This is a genomic window from Phocaeicola coprocola DSM 17136 (genome assembly GCF_000154845.1).
GTDB lineage: Bacteria > Bacteroidota > Bacteroidia > Bacteroidales > Bacteroidaceae > Phocaeicola > Phocaeicola coprocola.
The window spans coordinates 1-16482 of the sequence record NZ_DS981510.1 but is presented as its reverse complement, the minus strand read 5'-3'; the positions used below and the strand labels follow the sequence as shown (position 1 = coordinate 16482).

The window sequence follows — 16482 nt, the reverse complement described above, 5'->3', positions numbered from 1 at the left end:
ACAATGACAACAACTAATAAACTGAAATACGCGAAATTAGTTCCCATTATGCTCTGCTTCTTTGCCATGGGCTTTGTTGATTTGGTGGGAATTGCATCAAACTATGTAAAGGCTGATTTGAATCTGACAGACTCGGAGGCTAATATCTTTCCTTCACTGGTATTTTTCTGGTTTCTGATATTTTCTGTACCTACGGGTATTCTGATGAATAAAATCGGACGAAAGAAAACGGTAATGCTTAGTCTGGTGGTGACTTTTGTGTCGCTTCTGATACCTGTTTTTGGAGATAACTACGGTGTTATGCTCTGTTCTTTCTCCCTGTTGGGTATAGGAAATGCCTTGATGCAGACTTCGCTCAATCCGCTGTTGAGCAATATTATTTCGGGCGATAAACTTGCCAGCTCACTTACATTCGGGCAGTTTGTCAAAGCAATTGCTTCTTTCCTTGCTCCTTATATTGCGATGTGGGGAGCTACTCAGGCAATGCCGACATTCGGATTAGGATGGCGTGTGCTGTTCCCTGTATACATGGTAATAGCTGTAATAGCTGTTCTTTGGTTGGGAGCAACTCCTATTGAAGAAGAAAAACCGGATAAGGCTTCAGGTTTTGTAAGTTGTCTGAAACTTTTGGGAAGTCCGTTTATTTTGCTTTGCTTCCTGGGTATCATGTGCCATGTAGGTATCGATGTAGGAACCAATACTACTGCTCCTAAAATTTTGATGGAACGTCTGGGCATGACACTCGATGAGGCAGGTTTTGCTACCAGTCTGTATTTTATATTCCGTACGCTGGGATGTTTCTCAGGAGCTATCATCTTGCAGAAGGTTTCTGCACGCTCGTTCTTCGTTGTTAGTGTAATCTGTATGCTGCTTGCGATGGCGGGATTATTTGTATCGGATGCCGAAGCTGTTATTTACACAGCCATTGCACTGATCGGATTTGGTAACTCTAATATTTTCTCTATTATCTTCTCACAGGCGTTGCTTGCTGTACCCGAAAAGAAAAATGAAATTTCCGGATTGATGATCATGGGATTGTTCGGAGGGACAGTATTCCCGCTGTTTATGGGATTTGCCAGTGATGCTATGGGACAGGATGGAGCTGTAGCCGTAATGACGGTCGGTGTTATTTATTTGCTGTTCTACACCTTGAAAATTAAAAAGTAATGTCTAACTTTGATAACAGAAACTAGAATATGGAAAATACAATTGTAGTAGGAATGGGAGAAGCACTGTGGGATGTGCTTCCAGAAGGAAAGAAAATAGGTGGTGCTCCTGCAAACTTTGCTTATCATGTATCACAGTTCGGATTGAACAGCCGTGTTGTAAGTGCAGTAGGCGATGACAAACTCGGCATGGAGATTTTAGATAATTTCCGTGAAAAGAAATTGAATGCTATGGTAGAGATAGTGCCTTATCCTACCGGTACAGTACAGGTAGAGCTGGATGCAGAAGGAGTTCCTTGTTATGATATAAAGGAAGGGGTAGCCTGGGATAACATTCCTTATACACCGGCCTTGGAAGATCTGGCAAAACATACTAAGGCTGTTTGCTTTGGTTCATTGGCTCAGCGTAGCGTTGTATCACGTGATACGATCAATCGCTTTATTGATGCTATGCCTGCCGAAGATACACTGAAGATCTTTGATATTAATCTTCGTCAGGGATTTTATACCAAAGAGATTCTTTGTAATTCATTTAGCAAATGTAATATCTTGAAGATAAACGATGAAGAACTGGTTACTGTAAGCCGTATGTTCGGTTATCCGGGTATTGACCTTCAGGATAAATGCTGGATCTTACTTGCCAAGTATAACTTGAAGATGCTTATTCTTACTTGTGGAGTAAACGGAAGTTATGTCTTCACTCCGGGTAATGTTTCTTTTGTTGAAACACCTAGAGTTGAAGTGGCCGATACAGTTGGAGCAGGCGATTCGTTTACGGCAGCATTCGTTTCTTCTATATTGAGTGGCTTGTCTATCGGCGAAGCTCATAAGCTGGCTGTAGAAACATCTGCTTATGTTTGTACTCAGAACGGAGCAATGCCTGTATTGCCGCAATCGTTGAAAGATCGCGTCATAAAATAATTTTTTGTATCTTTACCTGTCCTTCACATGTGCAGTACTGTTTGATGGTTGAACTGTACATGTGAAGGAATCTTATCATAATACCTTTGAATGCTATGAAACATGTTTTGTTTGTTCTTGTTGCGTTGTTCTGTTTGCTGATGGCAGGGTGTGCTCCCCGTGAGGTACGCTATGTCGTTGGTGTATCTCAGTGTAGTGACGATGAATGGCGTGAACAGATGAACAAAGAGATTCGTCGTGAAGCTTTGTTCTATCCGGGTGTTAAGATTGATATCCGTACAGCGAAAGATAATAATGCTCAGCAAATAGCCGATATAGAAAGTCTTATTGGTGAAGGAGTTAATCTGTTGATTGTTTCTCCCAATGAAGCTGATGCCATTACACCGGTTATAGAGAAAGCTTATAACAAAGGTATTCCTGTTGTTTTGGTCGACAGAAAAATACGTTCAGACAAATATACCGCATATGTAGGAGCCGACAATTATGAAATCGGGCGTCAGGTAGGGAGCTATATTGCTGAACGCTTGCAGGGGAAAGGAAATCTGGTAGAAGTTGCTGGTCTGAAAGCTTCTACTTCTGCGCTCGAACGCCATCGAGGTCTGATGGATGCATTACGGGAAACTCCTGACATAAAACTCATTGCTTCGGCTGATGCCGCATGGCTCAGAGTACCGGCCGAGAAAGCTTTTGGTGACATTCTTTCAAAATTCCCGGATATTGACATGGTTTTTGCTCATAATGACCGAATGGCAGCCGGAGCATACGATGCGGCCGTCAAACAACATCGTGAGCATGATATGCTGTTTGTAGGGATCGATGCGTTGGCCGGTGAAGGTTATGGTGTAGAACAGGTAGCAAACAGGCAGTTGGATGCGACTTTTATTTATCCTACCGGAGGTGATAAGGTGATGGAAGTTGCCATGAATATTTTGCAAGGCCGGGATTATACGCGTGAAACAGTGCTGTCGACAGCACTTGTCAATAAGGCGAATGCACGCATTATGCAAATGCAGACTGCACATATCGGTCAGCTCGATAATAAAATAGAAGTTCTCGATAAGCAGCTTGATACGTATCTGATGCGTTACTCTTCGCAAAGGATGTTATTGTATGCCTGTATTGTAATTTTGGTTCTGGTTGCAATGCTGCTTTTCTTCGTTGTACGTGCTTTCTGGACAAAGAACAGGCTGAATGCGGAATTGTCTGACCAGAAGAAACGCTTGGAGGAACAGCGTGACCAGTTGATAAGTCTTTCCAAACAGCTGGAAGAGGCTACGCATGCCAAGCTGGCTTTCTTTACGAATGTTTCTCATGATTTCCGTACACCGCTGACCTTGATTGCAGCTCCGGTCAATCAGCTGGCAGAAAGTAATAAGTTAGGAGAAAATGAACGTTTCCTGTTGAATATCATACAGAAAAATGTGACGGTGTTGCTCCGGTTGATTAATCAGATTCTTGATTTCCGTAAGTTCGAAAATGGTAAATTGAGTATGACGTTGTCACGTTTCGATATCTCGGAAAATATCAAAGACTGGACTGACGCTTTCCGTACACTTTCTTATCGCAAGCACATTCATTTTACTGTATCGGTAGAACCTTCGGAAGAAGGTTACGTAATGATTGCCGATGCCGAAAAGATGGAACGCATAACTTATAATTTGCTTTCGAATGCATTTAAGTTCACTCCTGAAAATGGTACTATCGAAATAAAGCTTTCTCAGTTTACCAAAGAAGGTGAACGCTGGTTGCGTTATCAAGTTTCAGATACTGGTATCGGAATGCCGGCAGAACATGTCAAGCATATTTTTGAAAGTTTTTATCAGATAGATGTACATCATGCAGGTTCGGGTATCGGACTGGCATTGGTAAAGGCGTTTGTAGAGATGCATGGAGGTACAATCGCTGTAGACAGCGGTGAGGGCAGGGGAACGGTGTTTACCCTCGAAATGCCTGTCCAGCAGAACGGAGTGCCGGAAGAAAATGTAGAGAAAAATATTGTACTTACGAACTTGAAAGAAGGAGCAGTACTTTCTGCCGATCAGGAAACAATCCAGACTGCTCCCGAAGTAGTTGAACGGGATGACAAAGAAACTGTATTGATTATTGATGATAATCAGGACGTGCGCGACTATGTAAAGTCACTTCTGCATGATAAGTATACAGTAATAGAAGCCTCCAACGGACAGAAAGGTTTGCAGCAGGCAATGAAATATGTGCCCGATGCCGTGATTTGTGATGTGATGATGCCGGTGATGGACGGTATGGAATGCTGCCGCCGCTTGAAGTCGGAAGTACAGACGTCACATATTCCGGTGATGATGCTTACTGCCTATACCATGGATGAACAGAAAGTGAAGGGGTATGAATGTGGAGCCGACTCGTATATTCTGAAACCGTTCAGTGCACGTTTGTTGCAGGTACGTTTGCGTAACTTGATAGACAACCGTCTCCGGTTGCAAAGTTTCTTTGCCGATAAGACTTCCTTGCGCAAGGAGCCGATAGCGGATTTGGATAAAGGATTTGTCGAGAAACTTCGAGCACTTATAGATGAACAGTTGGGCAATTCCGAACTGAGCGTGGAAGACTTAGGTGACAAGATTGGCATGAGTCGCGTGCAGCTATACCGGAAATCGAAAGCTCTTACTGGATATTCTCCCAATGAACTGTTGCGTATAGCACGTTTGAAAAAAGCTGCTTCACTGCTTGCATCTACCGAAAAGACCATTGCAGAGATTACTTATGAAGTGGGATTCAGTTCACCGTCTTATTTTACGAAATGTTATAAAGATTATTTTGGTGAAAGTCCTACTGATTTCCTGAAGCGGAAGGGATAAATTTTTTTTGCTGATAAATGAAAGAAAACATCAGCATGTTTTAGAGTAAATATGCTGATGTTTTTTTAAAATTTGTACGAAAATAAAAGCCATTTCTAGTTGCTTGTTATATAGATACTTATCTGGTGCGAAATATATCGCTCTTCTAAAATGATATTTAACTTTCATTATGGGTCATTGTCACCTATGTGACAGATTTTGTCCGGATACCGGGATATCTTTGCAGTCGTAATCAAATAGAACTAGTGGAAATATGAAAACAGCAGACCGGAAAGATACAAGTGTTGGCAAGATTGTAGCCGAAAATTTTGCTGCGGCTAAAGTATTCAAAAAATATGGGATTGATTTTTGTTGTCATGGAGAAACTCAGCTGCATGAAGCTTGTGCAGCTTTGAAGCTGGATGTGGAAGAAGTTATACAGGCATTGCAGCATCAGGATTCGGACGGAAAGGGAGCTATTCCCTTTGCATCGTGGCCGCTCGATTTGCTGATGGATTATATTTTGAAAATACATCATCGCGGTATTCGTTCGCGGGGACCGGAACTGATGGAATTGCTGGAGAAGGTAGAACGGGTACATGGAGAAGCTTATCCCGAGCTGCATGAATTGAGAGCATTGGTCAGTGAATCGCTCCAGGATTTGGAGATGCACTTGCAAAAAGAGGAAAACGTATTGTTCCCTTATTTGTATGAATTGTATGCAGCACAGCAGCAAGGGCAACGCATGGAACCGATGCATTGCGGGACCATTGCCAATCCGATTCGGGTAATGAAAATGGAGCATGAAGGGGAAGGAAACCGTTACTTGCATATTATTGAACTGACCCGTCATTTCTCGGTTCCTCAGGATGGATGTGCCAGCTACCGGTTGCTGATGCAGGAACTGGAAGCTTTCGTCGATGCCCTGTTTGAACATATTCACTTGGAGAATAATTTGCTTTTCCCCCGTTTTGAGGAGATTGAACGTAAGATTGTATTCTAATTAGTTTACAGAACAGCTTATGCTGTTGTAGATGTTGATAATTTAGGAGCCACCTTGTACAGGGTGGCTTTTGTTTATAGATATGTTTTTATACTGCATTAAAAAGCGGGCTGTTTTTTTCAATATATTCTATTTAAGTGCTACTTTTGCAGGCAATGAGTGCTTTTTTAGCATCGCTGAATGATATAATAAAAACAGAATATTTCATGAGAAAAATATTGATTATAGCCGGAATACTGTTGTGCTGTCTGAATATGCAGGCACAGGATATGAAATCGTTGTTTGTTGCTTTGCCCGATTCTCTTTCGCCGTTGCTGACAGAGGTCAACAGAGCCGATTTCGGCGATTTCCTTGCCAGCAATATGAAGGCTCAGGTGAAAAACCGTTTTGGAAACACGTCGGAAATGTTGAAGCTGACAGATGATTATCTGTTGCTGAAAGTAAGCGCAGTCAGTACGGCAGAGATGAAGTTGCTTCCTCTTAACGATTCTGTAAAAGTGATTTGTGTCGTACAGACTTATCAGGGACCGGTGAGTGACAGTCGTGTTTCGTTTTATGATACCTCATGGAAATCTCTTCCGGCAGAGAATTTTCTTACCCTGCCTGCCGAGGATGCTTTCTATAAAACCCCTGTGACGGAAACACAAACTGATTCGTTGAAAAACCTGCGTATACGTGCTGATATGTTTTTGTTGAAAGCTGTATTGTCGGAAAAAGATACTTCACTTTCGTTCGTTTATACTACCCCCGATTATCTGGATAAAGAAACCTTGAAGGAGATAAAACCTTATCTTGTTGCTGAACCGCTGAAGTATGTCTGGCAGAATGGGCGTTTCGCACGTCTTTAATGTTTGTTGGGGCATCACGTCTTCCTGGTTGTTTGATTTACAGATTGATGTAAACTGTCTGTAATAGCTGTATGTTATAAAACATATTATCGGGTAAGGTTAATGATTATGGTATGAAAATACATAAAAAATCGTTAACTAGGCTCTGTCTTTTGCCGGAAAAATGCTATATTTGAAACGATTCTCTGGAATCTTAGTGTCTGAAAAAGACTTTTTTAATTAGAATTGTTTAGAACCGGCAGTTATACCAACGCAAGAAGCAGATAGAGAGTTCGGAAATCCACTTGCAGGTATAGGCTGAAAAATAGTATAGCGATAATGATTTTAAAATGTATTAGAACAGTTGCAATAGCAGCCTTGGCGTTTGTCAGTGTAAATGTATCAGGACAAGATTTGTTGGCTCGCCAGGCTCCTATCGACAGAAAACTTAAAGCAGTAGATTCTTTGGCATTGATTCGCCAGATTAAAGCAGAACAAGCTGTTTATCCTGCTTACAGTCTTTATCCCAATTGGAATAACCAGCGTGTTCACGCTTATGGCAATACCGTACAGATTCCTGATAGCTTCCGTATCGACCTGACGGGTTTCTGCATGCCTACCACTCATACAAAAATTACTTCAAAATGCGGTCCGCGCTGGCGTCGTATGCACAACGGACTTGATATCAAGGTATATATCGGTGATACTATTCGTGCGGCTTTCGACGGAAAAGTACGTATGGTAAAATATGAGCGCCGTGGCTATGGTAAGTATGTAGTAATACGTCATGATAATGGTCTGGAAACTATTTATGGACACCTTTCAAAGCAGATTGTAAAAGAAGATGAATATGTAAAGGCTGGTGATCCTATCGGATTGGGTGGTAATACCGGACGTTCTACTGGTTCACATTTGCATTTCGAAACTCGTTTCCTGGGTGAGGTTATCAATCCGGAATTTATGTTCGATTTCCCGAAACAGGATATTGTGGCCGACAGTTATTTGTTCATTCGCGGAGCGAACCGTTACGAATATCAGCGTACACGTGCTTTAGCTGCTGTAAAGAGCGGCAAATCGGGTGCTGAAGAAGCAGAGAAATCAGCAATCCGTTATCATAAGATCCGCCAGGGTGATACATTAGGACGTATCTCACGCTTGTATCATGTTTCTATCGATCGCCTGTGCCAGATAAATGGTATTAAACGTACTACTACTTTACGTATCGGTCAGGTACTGAGATGTTCTTAATCAGAGGCTTGAAAATAAAATATTCTAATAAAAGAAATAGCCGGAATTCTCATTGAGAGTTCCGGCTATTTTCTTTGTATGTTTTAGCTTGTGGATTGCTATTTTAGAACTGCATGCAAGCGGCTCAGGAATTCATCAGCTTCTGCCATGCTCAGACAGAGAGGAGGAAGCAGACGTATAACATTGGTTCCGCTTACACCGGTAAAGACTTTCTGTTCGAACAAGAGCTGTTGGCGGATTTCTTTTATCGGTTCGATGAATTCCATTCCAATCATCAGACCGCGTCCGCGTACTTCTTTGATTTGAGGGAATTTCTTCAATTCTTCAATCAGGTGTGTTCCTACCAGAGCGGCATTTTCTACCAGATTTTCTTCCTTCATTACATCGAGTACGGCTATAGCGGCTGCACAGGCAAGATGATTTCCTCCGAATGTAGTACCCAACTGTCCGTATACTGGAGTGAATTTAGGACTGATGAGTACACCTCCCATAGGGAAGCCGTTTCCGATACCTTTGGCAACTGTGATGATATCAGGACGTATACCTGTGTACTGATGGGCGAAGAATTTACCGCTTCGTCCGTATCCAGACTGGATTTCGTCGAGTATCAGTACTGTATTATGCTCATCGCATGCCTTACGTAATGCCTGCATGAATTCGCTTGTAGGCAACTGGATACCGCCTACTCCCTGAATACCTTCTATAATGACTGCACACACATCGCCTTTAGCGAGTTCTGCTTTCATGGCTTCTGTGTCATTCAGCGGCAGATAAGTCACATGTCCGTTATCGTTTATAGGAGCGATGATTTTAGGATTGTTTGTTACTTCTACTGCCAGTGAAGTACGTCCATGGAAAGCCTTTGCAAATGATATAACACGAGTGCGTCCGTTATAAAACGAAGCGAGTTTTAAGGCATTCTCATTTGCTTCAGCTCCGGAGTTGATCAGGAAAAGTTGGTAATCGTCGTATCCGCACATGGCTCCGAGGCGATCGGCTACTTCCTGTTGCAACTTATTGATGACTGAGTTTGAGTAGAATCCCAGTTTGGCTACCTGTTTGCTGATTGTTTCCACATAGTGAGGGTGTGCATGTCCGATAGAAATAACGGCATGTCCTCCGTAAAGGTCAAGGTATTCCTGACCTTTGTCATCCCATACGTGACAACCTTTTCCTTGTACGATATTTACATCGAACAAAGGATATACATCGAATAGTTTCATATCTTGATATAATATTTAAATCTGACTTAGAATGCGCTGGGCTTCAACATTAAGCCGACAGTTTCTTCTAAGTTGAACATCAAGTTCATGTTATGTACAGCCTGTCCACTTGCTCCTTTCAACAGATTGTCAATGCAGGAAACGATGAGCAGTTTGTCACCGTGTTTTTCCAGGTGGATAAGGCATTTGTTGGTGTTGACTACTTGCTTCAGGTCGATATTTTTTTCTACGATGTGTGTGAACGAGTCTTCTGCATAGTAGTCCTTATACATTTTTACGATTTCGTCCAGCTCTACTTTGGTTTTGACAACGATTGTTGCAAAAATACCTCTGGCAAAATCTCCTCGGTAAGGTATAAAATCTATCTCCGAATTGAAACTGTTTTGCAGTTGTTTGATAGATTGCTTGATTTCGGGCACGTGCTGATGAGTAAACGGTTTGTAGATACTCATGTTATTGTTACGCCAGCTGAAGTGTGTAGTTGCTCCGGGTTTTACTCCAGCTCCTGTGCTGCCGGTTATAGCATTTACCATAACATCATCGTTCAGCATCAGGTGTTTGGCCAGCGGAAGCAGACCAAGCTGAATACATGTAGCAAAGCATCCCGGGTTGGCTACGTGTTTACTCTGGCAGATGGTACGGCGATTCAGTTCCGGAAGTCCGTAAACGAAATCATGGCTTTCATCCTTAATGCGGTAGTCCATCGAAAGGTCAATGATTTTCACATCTTCAGGGATGTCGTGGCTTTCTATGAACTTTTTGGTATCACCGTGTGCTGTACAGAAGAATATTACGTCTACAGTATCAAGAGGCAATTCGTCTGTAAAGACCAGATCGGTTTCACCGTACAATCCTTCGTGTACGTCAGTGATTTTGTTGCCTGCATTGCTGGAGCTGTTTATGAACTTTATTTCTACATCGGGGTGGTTGATAAGCAGGCGAATCAGTTCGCCTGCCGTATATCCAGCCCCTCCTATAATTCCTGCTTTAATCATGAAAATAATGGTTTGGTTCTTGTGGAATGATAATCCACATTAATAGATAAATAGGTATACCTGCAAATGCGGTAAAAAAAGTCAGTATCACGTATACGATGCGGATAATAGATACGTCAAGACCAAAGAAGTTTGCCAGTCCTGCACATACTCCGCTTATCATTCTTCCGGTACGTGGACGTCTGAGTTTCTGGTTGCCAGACATAATCAGATATTCTCCTCGTCTTTGTGGTTAGCATAATAAGCGCGAAGTGGAGTAGAAAGCACTTTGATGAAGCCTTTGGCATCTTCTGCTGTCCATCCTTTCTGCATTTCACCGTATTCGCCGAACTTGTTCTTTACTAAGTCGTCTTTTGAGTCAACTCCTACAGTAGAGAAGCAGTACGGACGAAGTTCAAGAATTGCGGTTCCGTTTACATTTCGCTGTGATTCCTGAAGCATGGCTTCGATGTCACGCATTACAGGTTCCAGATACTGGCTTTCGTGAAGGAACATGCCATACCAGTTGGCTACCTGATCCTTCCAGTACTGCTGCCATTTGCTTAATGTATATTTTTCGAGGAATTTGTGTGCACCGATAATCAGCATAGGGGCAGCTGCTTCGAAGCCTACACGTCCCTTGATACCGATGATTGTATCACCTACGTGCATGTCACGTCCGATACCGTAAGCTGCTCCGATTTCTTCTACTTTCTGAATAGCTTTAATCTTGTCGTCGAACACTTCACCGTTTACGGCATACAGTTCTCCTTTTTTGAATTCCAGTTTCAGCTGTTCGCTTCCAGTCTTGGTTACTTGTTTCAGATAAGCGCTTTCGGGTAATCCCTGAGCAGAGTCCAGAATTTCGCCTCCACAGATTGATGTTCCCCATATACCTACATTATATGAATATTTCAGTTTGGTAAAGTCTGCTTCAAAGCCATGTTCTTTCAGGTAGTTGATTTCGTAATCACGGCTCAGTGCCATATCGCGGGTAAGTGTAATGATTTCTACTCCCGGAGCCATAACCAGGAAAGTCATATCGAAACGAACCTGGTCGTTTCCTGCACCTGTAGAACCGTGAGCTATTGCATGTGCGCCGATTTCGTTGGCGTAACGAGCAATGGCAAGTGCCTGGAAGATACGTTCAGAACTTACAGAAATAGGATAAGTACCGTTACGCAATACGTTACCGAATATCATATACTTCAAGCTCTTAGCATAGTATTCCTGAGTAACGTCGAGTGTAACATATTTAACAGCTCCCAGTTTGTAAGCGTTTTCTTCGTTCTGTTTTAGTTGTTCAGGGCTGAAGCCACCTGTGTTGGCACATGCAGCATATACTTCATAACCTTTTTCTTTAGCCAGATACATGACTGTAAACGAAGTATCCAATCCGCCACTGAAGGCAACTACTACTTTTTTCTTTTCTTCCATAAGGCATTTATTTTATGAAAAACGATGGCTGAAAAATGAAGCCTCTTTTTCTGTATTAATATTCTTTATTTAATGTGTATGTTTAAAAGTTGGTTACTTTGTCGTCTGTGTGCAAAGCCGGATCGTAAAGCATGGCAGTACAGATACAGAATTTACGCTTTTTAGCGACAAGAATTTCGTGGTTGATGCAGCCTTCACATCCTTTCCAGAACGACTCATCGTCGGTAAGCTCATTGAAAGTAACAGGAACATATCCCAGTTCTGTATTCATTTTCATGACAGCTGCTCCGGATGTCAGACTGAAAATTTTAGCTTTCGGCCATCGCAGACGTGCCAGAGTAAATGATGCATGTTTGATACGTTTGGCAAGTCCGCATCCACGATATTTGGGATGTACGATAAGTCCCGACGTAGCTACATATTGTTTGTTTCCCCACGATTCAATGTAAGTAAATCCTGCAAAGTCGTTGCCGCACAAAGCGATGATAGCTTTTCCTTCCTTCATTTTTGTAGCTACATATTCGTGCGTACGTTCTGCGATACCTGTTCCGCGCACTTTGGCTGCTTCACGAATTGTATCTAGTATTGTGTCAACGTATACCTCATGTGAGGCGTCGGCTACCATAACATCTATTTGTTTAGTATCCATTTTGTTTTTTGTTTCTTTATTTTATAAGGTTTATATTCGGTATTACATGTGCCAGTGCTTGTTTTACGCTGGTGCGGGTACAGCCTTCGCGGACAATAAGCATAATGGTATCGTCACCTGCAATTGTTCCTATGATTTCGTGAAAATGATTGTTGTCGATATCGTAAGCAAGGCTGCTGGCATATCCCGGGCGTGTTTTGATGACCGCAATATTGTCAGAGAACTCAATAGATACGAATCCGGGCTGGCGGAGCATCTCGGAAGCGGAATGTGGTTCAGTCATACGCTTGTACATGGTATTGTTGGGCAATACATATACATAATTTCCATTCATGCTGGCTGCTTTGGCTACTTTCAGTTGCTTCAAGTCGCGTGAAAGAGTTGCTTGCGTCAGTTGGAAACCTTCCTTTGCCAGCTCTTGGAGAAGCTCTTCCTGGCTTCCTATCTCTTTGCTTGAGATAATCATTTTAATGGAATCAAGTCGGCTGTTCTTACTTTTCATTGTGTATAATTATTCTTTAATTGGGTGCAAATATACAGATTATATTGAAATAATATACAGTTTTTGTGGATTATTTTGTTTTATTCTTAAATTATGTAAACAGAATGAATAAATAGTCATCTTTGCATGATATGATACTCTTTTTGTATCTTTGTAGGGATATATATAAAAAATGAATGATCTGAAATTATGGACTTGAATTTATTATCCGAAGGAAAAGATCCGATGGGAGCTGCCATCTACGATTATCTCAAGTATGGCAAGGCGGGACGTCTGAGAGTGTTTTCTTCTCAGTTTGATGAAGATGAAATTCCCGTAGCCGGTTTGTTTCGTACATACGAATCGATGCCGGAACTGGAACAGATTGCCTTGCAGCAGGCAACGGGTAAAATTCTGGATGTAGGAGCCGGAAGCGGCTGCCATTCGCTGGCTCTTAAGGAAATGGGTAAGGAGAGTCTTGCCATTGATATATCTCCTCTATCGGTGAAGGTCATGCAGGAACGCGGGTTGAATGCTCTTCATGTCAATCTGTTTGATAAACATTTTACCGGACAGTTTGATACGATTCTGATGCTTATGAACGGTTCCGGAATTATTGGAAAGTTAAAGAATATTCCTGCTTTCTGTGCAAGAATGAAGCAGTTACTGGCTCCTGGTGGATGTATCTTGCTAGATTCCAGTGATTTGAAATATCTGTATGAAGACGAAGACGGCAGTTATGTGCTCGATCTTGCAGCCGATTATTATGGTGAGATAGATTTTCAAATGCAGTATAAACAAGTGAAAGGCGATTCGTTCGACTGGCTGTATGTGGATTTCGATACCCTTTCTGCTTATGTCTCACAATATGGCTTTCATGCTCAGATTATAAAGGAAGGCAGTCATTACGACTATCTGGCGAAACTTTGGTTGTAAGGATCCACTTTGAAAAAACAGCGGCATGTGTTTTATGTTCTCATGCCGCTGTTTTTTTATAATACTCCGAAATGTTTCAGTGCATTCATAATGCCGTCTTCATCGACCGAAGTCGTTACATAGTCTGCGGCGGCTTTTACCTCATCAGAAGCATTGCCCATTGCTACGCCAATACCGGCATGTCCGAGCATCGGAATATCATTCCCTCCATCTCCAAAAGCCATTGTATCTTTCAGGTCGATACCATAATATTCCAGCACGTGATCTATCCCCTTACTCTTACTGTTGCCACGTGCTATGATGTCGGCAAAAAGCGGATACCAGCGCATTGGCTCGCAATGAGTCAGGACATTGCGGAATACTTCCAGATCCTGATCTTCCTTGAAATACCCCATGATTTGTAAGATTTCCTTATTACGTGCCTCTTCTATCGGGCGTATGGGAGGAAGACTGATTTCAATTAGCTTGGCTACATCTTTTACAGCTTCATTGACATTCGTAATAAACCATTCATCATCGTGTACAAAGACGAACGGAGTTTCCGGATGTTGTTGATGATAATCGATGAGGCGTTCGATATCTTCTTCGGGTACTCTTCCTTTATAAATATCCTGATGATCGGAAGTAAAACAATGCGCTCCGTTCAGAGTAATGAATCCGTCGAAGGGCAAATGACCTACCGCATCCATCATCAGAACTTTAGGACGTCCTGTGGCTATGAATACTTTGATGCCTTTTTCCCGCAATTGTTTTAATGCGTTTTGGGTGGACTCTGGGATAGAATGAGTATTGAACGATACTAATGTTCCGTCTATGTCGAAGAAGATAGCTTTGACCATATTAAATAATGTGTTAATTTTTTGTCACGCAAAGGTACTGATTTTCTCTTTATTTTGGCTTGATATGTGTCAATAAGTAACAAATTTATATTTTATTCAGGCTATTCGCTTGCATTACGAAGTAAAAAGTTATATTTGCCGGACGAAAAGAAACGGAAGTTTATTATGGCATTTCAGTTTACAAAGATAGCAGTAAAAGTGGGAAGCAATGTGCTTACCCGTCGCGACGGAACACTGGATGTAACTCGTGTGTCGGCGCTGGTGGACCAGATAGCTGAGCTCCGTAAAGCGGGAGTAGAGGTAGTGCTTATCTCTTCAGGTGCAGTCGCTTCGGGAAGAAGTGAGATTAAAGTATCACGGAAACTCGACAGTGTGCAGCAGCGTCAGCTGTATTCTGCTGTGGGGCAAGCCAAATTAATTAATCGCTACTATGAATTGTTCCGTGAGCACGGCATTGCCGTGGGACAGGTGTTGGCCACAAAAGAGAGCTTCTCTACTCGTCGCCACTATTTGAATCAGCGAAATTGTATGCGTGTGATGCTGGAAAGTGGAGTAATACCTATTGTAAACGAAAATGATACCATCTCTGTAACCGAACTGATGTTTACGGATAATGATGAGCTTTCGGGCATGATTGCTTCTATGCTGGATGTCCAGGCGTTGATAATTCTGAGTAATATCGACGGTATCTACAATGGCTCGCCCTCGCAGCCGGGTACTTCGGTGATACGTGAAGTGGAGCAAGGGAAAGATTTGTCCGACTACATTCAGACAGAAAAGTCGGGCTTTGGCCGAGGAGGCATGCTTACCAAAACAACTATTGCCCGCAAGGTAGCCGACGAAGGGATTACTGTCATTATCGCCAACGGAAAGAAAGACAATATTCTGCTGGATTTGCTGCAGCATCCAGACGAAACCGTGTGTACTCGTTTTGTGCCTTCTTCTGAAGCTGTTTCGAGCGTAAAGAAATGGATCGCTCATAGTGAAGGATTTGCCAAAGGCGAACTGCATCTGAACGAACAGGCTGTTAAGGCTGTGAAGGGAAAGAAGGCTGTAAGTATACTTCCGGTTGGAGTCGTTTCTATTGAAGGAGAGTTTGAAAAGGATGATATTGTAAAGATAATGGATGCGCGCGGACGTCAGATAGGAGTAGGACGTATCGGGGTGGATTCTGCCGAAGCACGCGAAATGCTAGGCATGCATGGGCAGCGACCGCTGGTGCATTACGATTATTTATATTTGGATTAAAACAGCAATCAATTTAAAAAAGCATATAAGATATAATAGTTCGTTAAAAATTCGCCAAGCCTAAGCGGCTCTGGCAGTAAATAAAATGAGTTCTTTGAAAAGTTTGTCAATAACTTGCATGTCTGGGTTAATCCCGAACACGCAAATAAATCGTTCAAGCATATAAGCATTGTGTATGAATGACTTGCAAGAGGATATGGAATAGGCTATTCCGAGCCTCTTACATGCCGCTTTGGCCAAGTTGACAGCTGCGAGCGATGCATTGAAGTGAAAATCCAACTTCCTGAAGTCGGTTGACTGGCAGTTGGTGATTCCTGCATGCTGCTTGCCATCTCTAAAGCAAAATTCCAGTTGGAACCTGGTTCTGTAATAATCCAGCACCTCACGTCCATCCATGGAATCGTCTGTAGAGAAGTAAAGCTGCCACTTGTCTGTCCTCCCGTCCATCGGATACCAGACGGCTAAGGAAACATACCTTTTGAGAGCTTTTGCATATACCCTCAATCCGTATAGCTTTCCTTTGTTCACCTCGTATTCCTTGCACCGGGTCAAATCCAGATTGGCAAAGTCAATCCTGCCGTCAAACCACTTGGGATGACCACGTTTTCCTGTTTTCTGCTCCAATGTCGGATAGTACAGGATTACGTCATTCCGAAAGCGGCTGATGACATGGAAATCGTTCTCACACATAGGTGTTATGAATGTTTCCTTGGAAAA

General features: G+C 42.4%; 16 protein-coding genes. 8 read left to right on the top strand and 8 right to left on the bottom strand.

What is annotated here, in order from left to right:
- Positions 1–3 precede the first annotated feature (3 nt).
- From BACCOP_RS17940 to BACCOP_RS17915, 6 genes are all read left to right on the top strand, one after another.
- Positions 4–1167 (top strand): MFS transporter, encoded by a 1164-nt coding sequence (locus BACCOP_RS17940; protein WP_007571624.1) that lies wholly within the window; start codon positions 4–6, stop codon positions 1165–1167.
- 29 nt (positions 1168–1196) lie between these two features.
- On the top strand, positions 1197–2087 hold the full coding sequence (locus tag BACCOP_RS17935; protein ID WP_007571622.1) for a carbohydrate kinase family protein: 891 nt from the start codon (positions 1197–1199) through the stop codon (positions 2085–2087).
- 95 nt (positions 2088–2182) lie between these two features.
- A complete protein-coding gene (locus BACCOP_RS17930; protein ID WP_007571620.1) occupies positions 2183–4921 on the top strand; it encodes a hybrid sensor histidine kinase/response regulator transcription factor in 2739 nt (912 codons plus the stop codon).
- A 253-nt stretch (positions 4922–5174) separates the two neighbouring features.
- Complete coding sequence (gene ric / locus BACCOP_RS17925) at positions 5175–5903, top strand: iron-sulfur cluster repair di-iron protein (protein ID WP_007571618.1); 729 nt, start codon at positions 5175–5177, stop codon at positions 5901–5903.
- Between the two features lie 206 nt (positions 5904–6109).
- Entirely contained in the window at positions 6110–6751 is a 642-nt protein-coding gene (locus tag BACCOP_RS17920; RefSeq protein ID WP_040312243.1) for a DUF3256 family protein, read from the top strand.
- A gap of 318 nt (positions 6752–7069) precedes the next feature.
- A complete protein-coding gene (locus tag BACCOP_RS17915) occupies positions 7070–7978 on the top strand; it encodes a peptidoglycan DD-metalloendopeptidase family protein (RefSeq protein ID WP_007571615.1) in 909 nt (302 codons plus the stop codon).
- Positions 7979–8076: 98 nt separating this feature from the next.
- Here the strand turns inward: BACCOP_RS17915 and BACCOP_RS17910 are convergent, their stop codons facing one another.
- From BACCOP_RS17910 to argR, 6 genes are all read right to left on the bottom strand, one after another.
- Entirely contained in the window at positions 8077–9201 is a 1125-nt protein-coding gene (locus BACCOP_RS17910; RefSeq protein WP_007571613.1) for an aspartate aminotransferase family protein, read from the bottom strand.
- Between the two features lie 26 nt (positions 9202–9227).
- Complete coding sequence (argC, locus tag BACCOP_RS17905; RefSeq protein ID WP_007571612.1) at positions 9228–10196, bottom strand: N-acetyl-gamma-glutamyl-phosphate reductase; 969 nt, start codon at positions 10194–10196, stop codon at positions 9228–9230.
- A complete protein-coding gene (locus BACCOP_RS17900) occupies positions 10189–10401 on the bottom strand; it encodes a PspC domain-containing protein (protein WP_007571610.1) in 213 nt (70 codons plus the stop codon). Before BACCOP_RS17900 ends, argC begins: the two co-directional genes overlap by 8 nt.
- A 2-nt stretch (positions 10402–10403) precedes the next feature.
- A complete protein-coding gene (locus BACCOP_RS17895) occupies positions 10404–11612 on the bottom strand; it encodes an argininosuccinate synthase (protein ID WP_007571609.1) in 1209 nt (402 codons plus the stop codon).
- Positions 11613–11694: 82 nt separating this feature from the next.
- Positions 11695–12261 (bottom strand): GNAT family N-acetyltransferase, encoded by a 567-nt coding sequence (locus BACCOP_RS17890; RefSeq protein ID WP_007571606.1) that lies wholly within the window; start codon positions 12259–12261, stop codon positions 11695–11697.
- A gap of 16 nt (positions 12262–12277) precedes the next feature.
- A complete protein-coding gene (argR, locus tag BACCOP_RS17885; protein ID WP_007571602.1) occupies positions 12278–12763 on the bottom strand; it encodes an arginine repressor in 486 nt (161 codons plus the stop codon).
- Positions 12764–12952: 189 nt separating this feature from the next.
- Between argR and BACCOP_RS17880 the strand changes: the two genes are divergently transcribed.
- A complete protein-coding gene (locus BACCOP_RS17880; protein ID WP_007571600.1) occupies positions 12953–13678 on the top strand; it encodes a class I SAM-dependent methyltransferase in 726 nt (241 codons plus the stop codon).
- Positions 13679–13734: 56 nt separating this feature from the next.
- Here the strand turns inward: BACCOP_RS17880 and BACCOP_RS17875 are convergent, their stop codons facing one another.
- Complete coding sequence (locus tag BACCOP_RS17875; RefSeq protein WP_007571599.1) at positions 13735–14517, bottom strand: Cof-type HAD-IIB family hydrolase; 783 nt, start codon at positions 14515–14517, stop codon at positions 13735–13737.
- Positions 14518–14682: 165 nt separating this feature from the next.
- Here BACCOP_RS17875 and proB point away from each other — a divergent pair, with 165 nt between their 5' ends.
- Positions 14683–15765: a glutamate 5-kinase gene (gene proB, locus BACCOP_RS17870; RefSeq protein WP_040312242.1), complete on the top strand. Its 1083-nt coding sequence runs from the start codon at positions 14683–14685 to the stop codon at positions 15763–15765.
- A gap of 60 nt (positions 15766–15825) precedes the next feature.
- Here proB and BACCOP_RS17865 read toward each other — a convergent pair.
- The coding region (locus tag BACCOP_RS17865; RefSeq protein WP_007571596.1) for a transposase at positions 15826–16482 on the bottom strand (657 nt) is incomplete at its 5' end.

Bases quoted from the DNA above. Each gene is read 5' to 3' on its own strand.
- BACCOP_RS17940 (WP_007571624.1), top strand. From the start codon at position 4: ATGACAACAACTAATAAACTGAAATACGCGAAATTAGTTCCCATTATG.
- BACCOP_RS17935 (WP_007571622.1), top strand. From the start codon at position 1,197: ATGGAAAATACAATTGTAGTAGGAATGGGAGAAGCACTGTGGGATGTG.
- BACCOP_RS17930 (WP_007571620.1), top strand. From the start codon at position 2,183: ATGAAACATGTTTTGTTTGTTCTTGTTGCGTTGTTCTGTTTGCTGATG.
- ric (WP_007571618.1), top strand. From the start codon at position 5,175: ATGAAAACAGCAGACCGGAAAGATACAAGTGTTGGCAAGATTGTAGCC.
- BACCOP_RS17920 (WP_040312243.1), top strand. From the start codon at position 6,110: ATGAGAAAAATATTGATTATAGCCGGAATACTGTTGTGCTGTCTGAAT.
- BACCOP_RS17915 (WP_007571615.1), top strand. From the start codon at position 7,070: ATGATTTTAAAATGTATTAGAACAGTTGCAATAGCAGCCTTGGCGTTT.
- BACCOP_RS17910 (WP_007571613.1), bottom strand. From the start codon at position 9,201: ATGAAACTATTCGATGTATATCCTTTGTTCGATGTAAATATCGTACAA.
- argC (WP_007571612.1), bottom strand. From the start codon at position 10,196: ATGATTAAAGCAGGAATTATAGGAGGGGCTGGATATACGGCAGGCGAA.
- BACCOP_RS17900 (WP_007571610.1), bottom strand. From the start codon at position 10,401: ATGTCTGGCAACCAGAAACTCAGACGTCCACGTACCGGAAGAATGATA.
- BACCOP_RS17895 (WP_007571609.1), bottom strand. From the start codon at position 11,612: ATGGAAGAAAAGAAAAAAGTAGTAGTTGCCTTCAGTGGCGGATTGGAT.
- BACCOP_RS17890 (WP_007571606.1), bottom strand. From the start codon at position 12,261: ATGGATACTAAACAAATAGATGTTATGGTAGCCGACGCCTCACATGAG.
- argR (WP_007571602.1), bottom strand. From the start codon at position 12,763: ATGAAAAGTAAGAACAGCCGACTTGATTCCATTAAAATGATTATCTCA.
- BACCOP_RS17880 (WP_007571600.1), top strand. From the start codon at position 12,953: ATGGACTTGAATTTATTATCCGAAGGAAAAGATCCGATGGGAGCTGCC.
- BACCOP_RS17875 (WP_007571599.1), bottom strand. From the start codon at position 14,517: ATGGTCAAAGCTATCTTCTTCGACATAGACGGAACATTAGTATCGTTC.
- proB (WP_040312242.1), top strand. From the start codon at position 14,683: ATGGCATTTCAGTTTACAAAGATAGCAGTAAAAGTGGGAAGCAATGTG.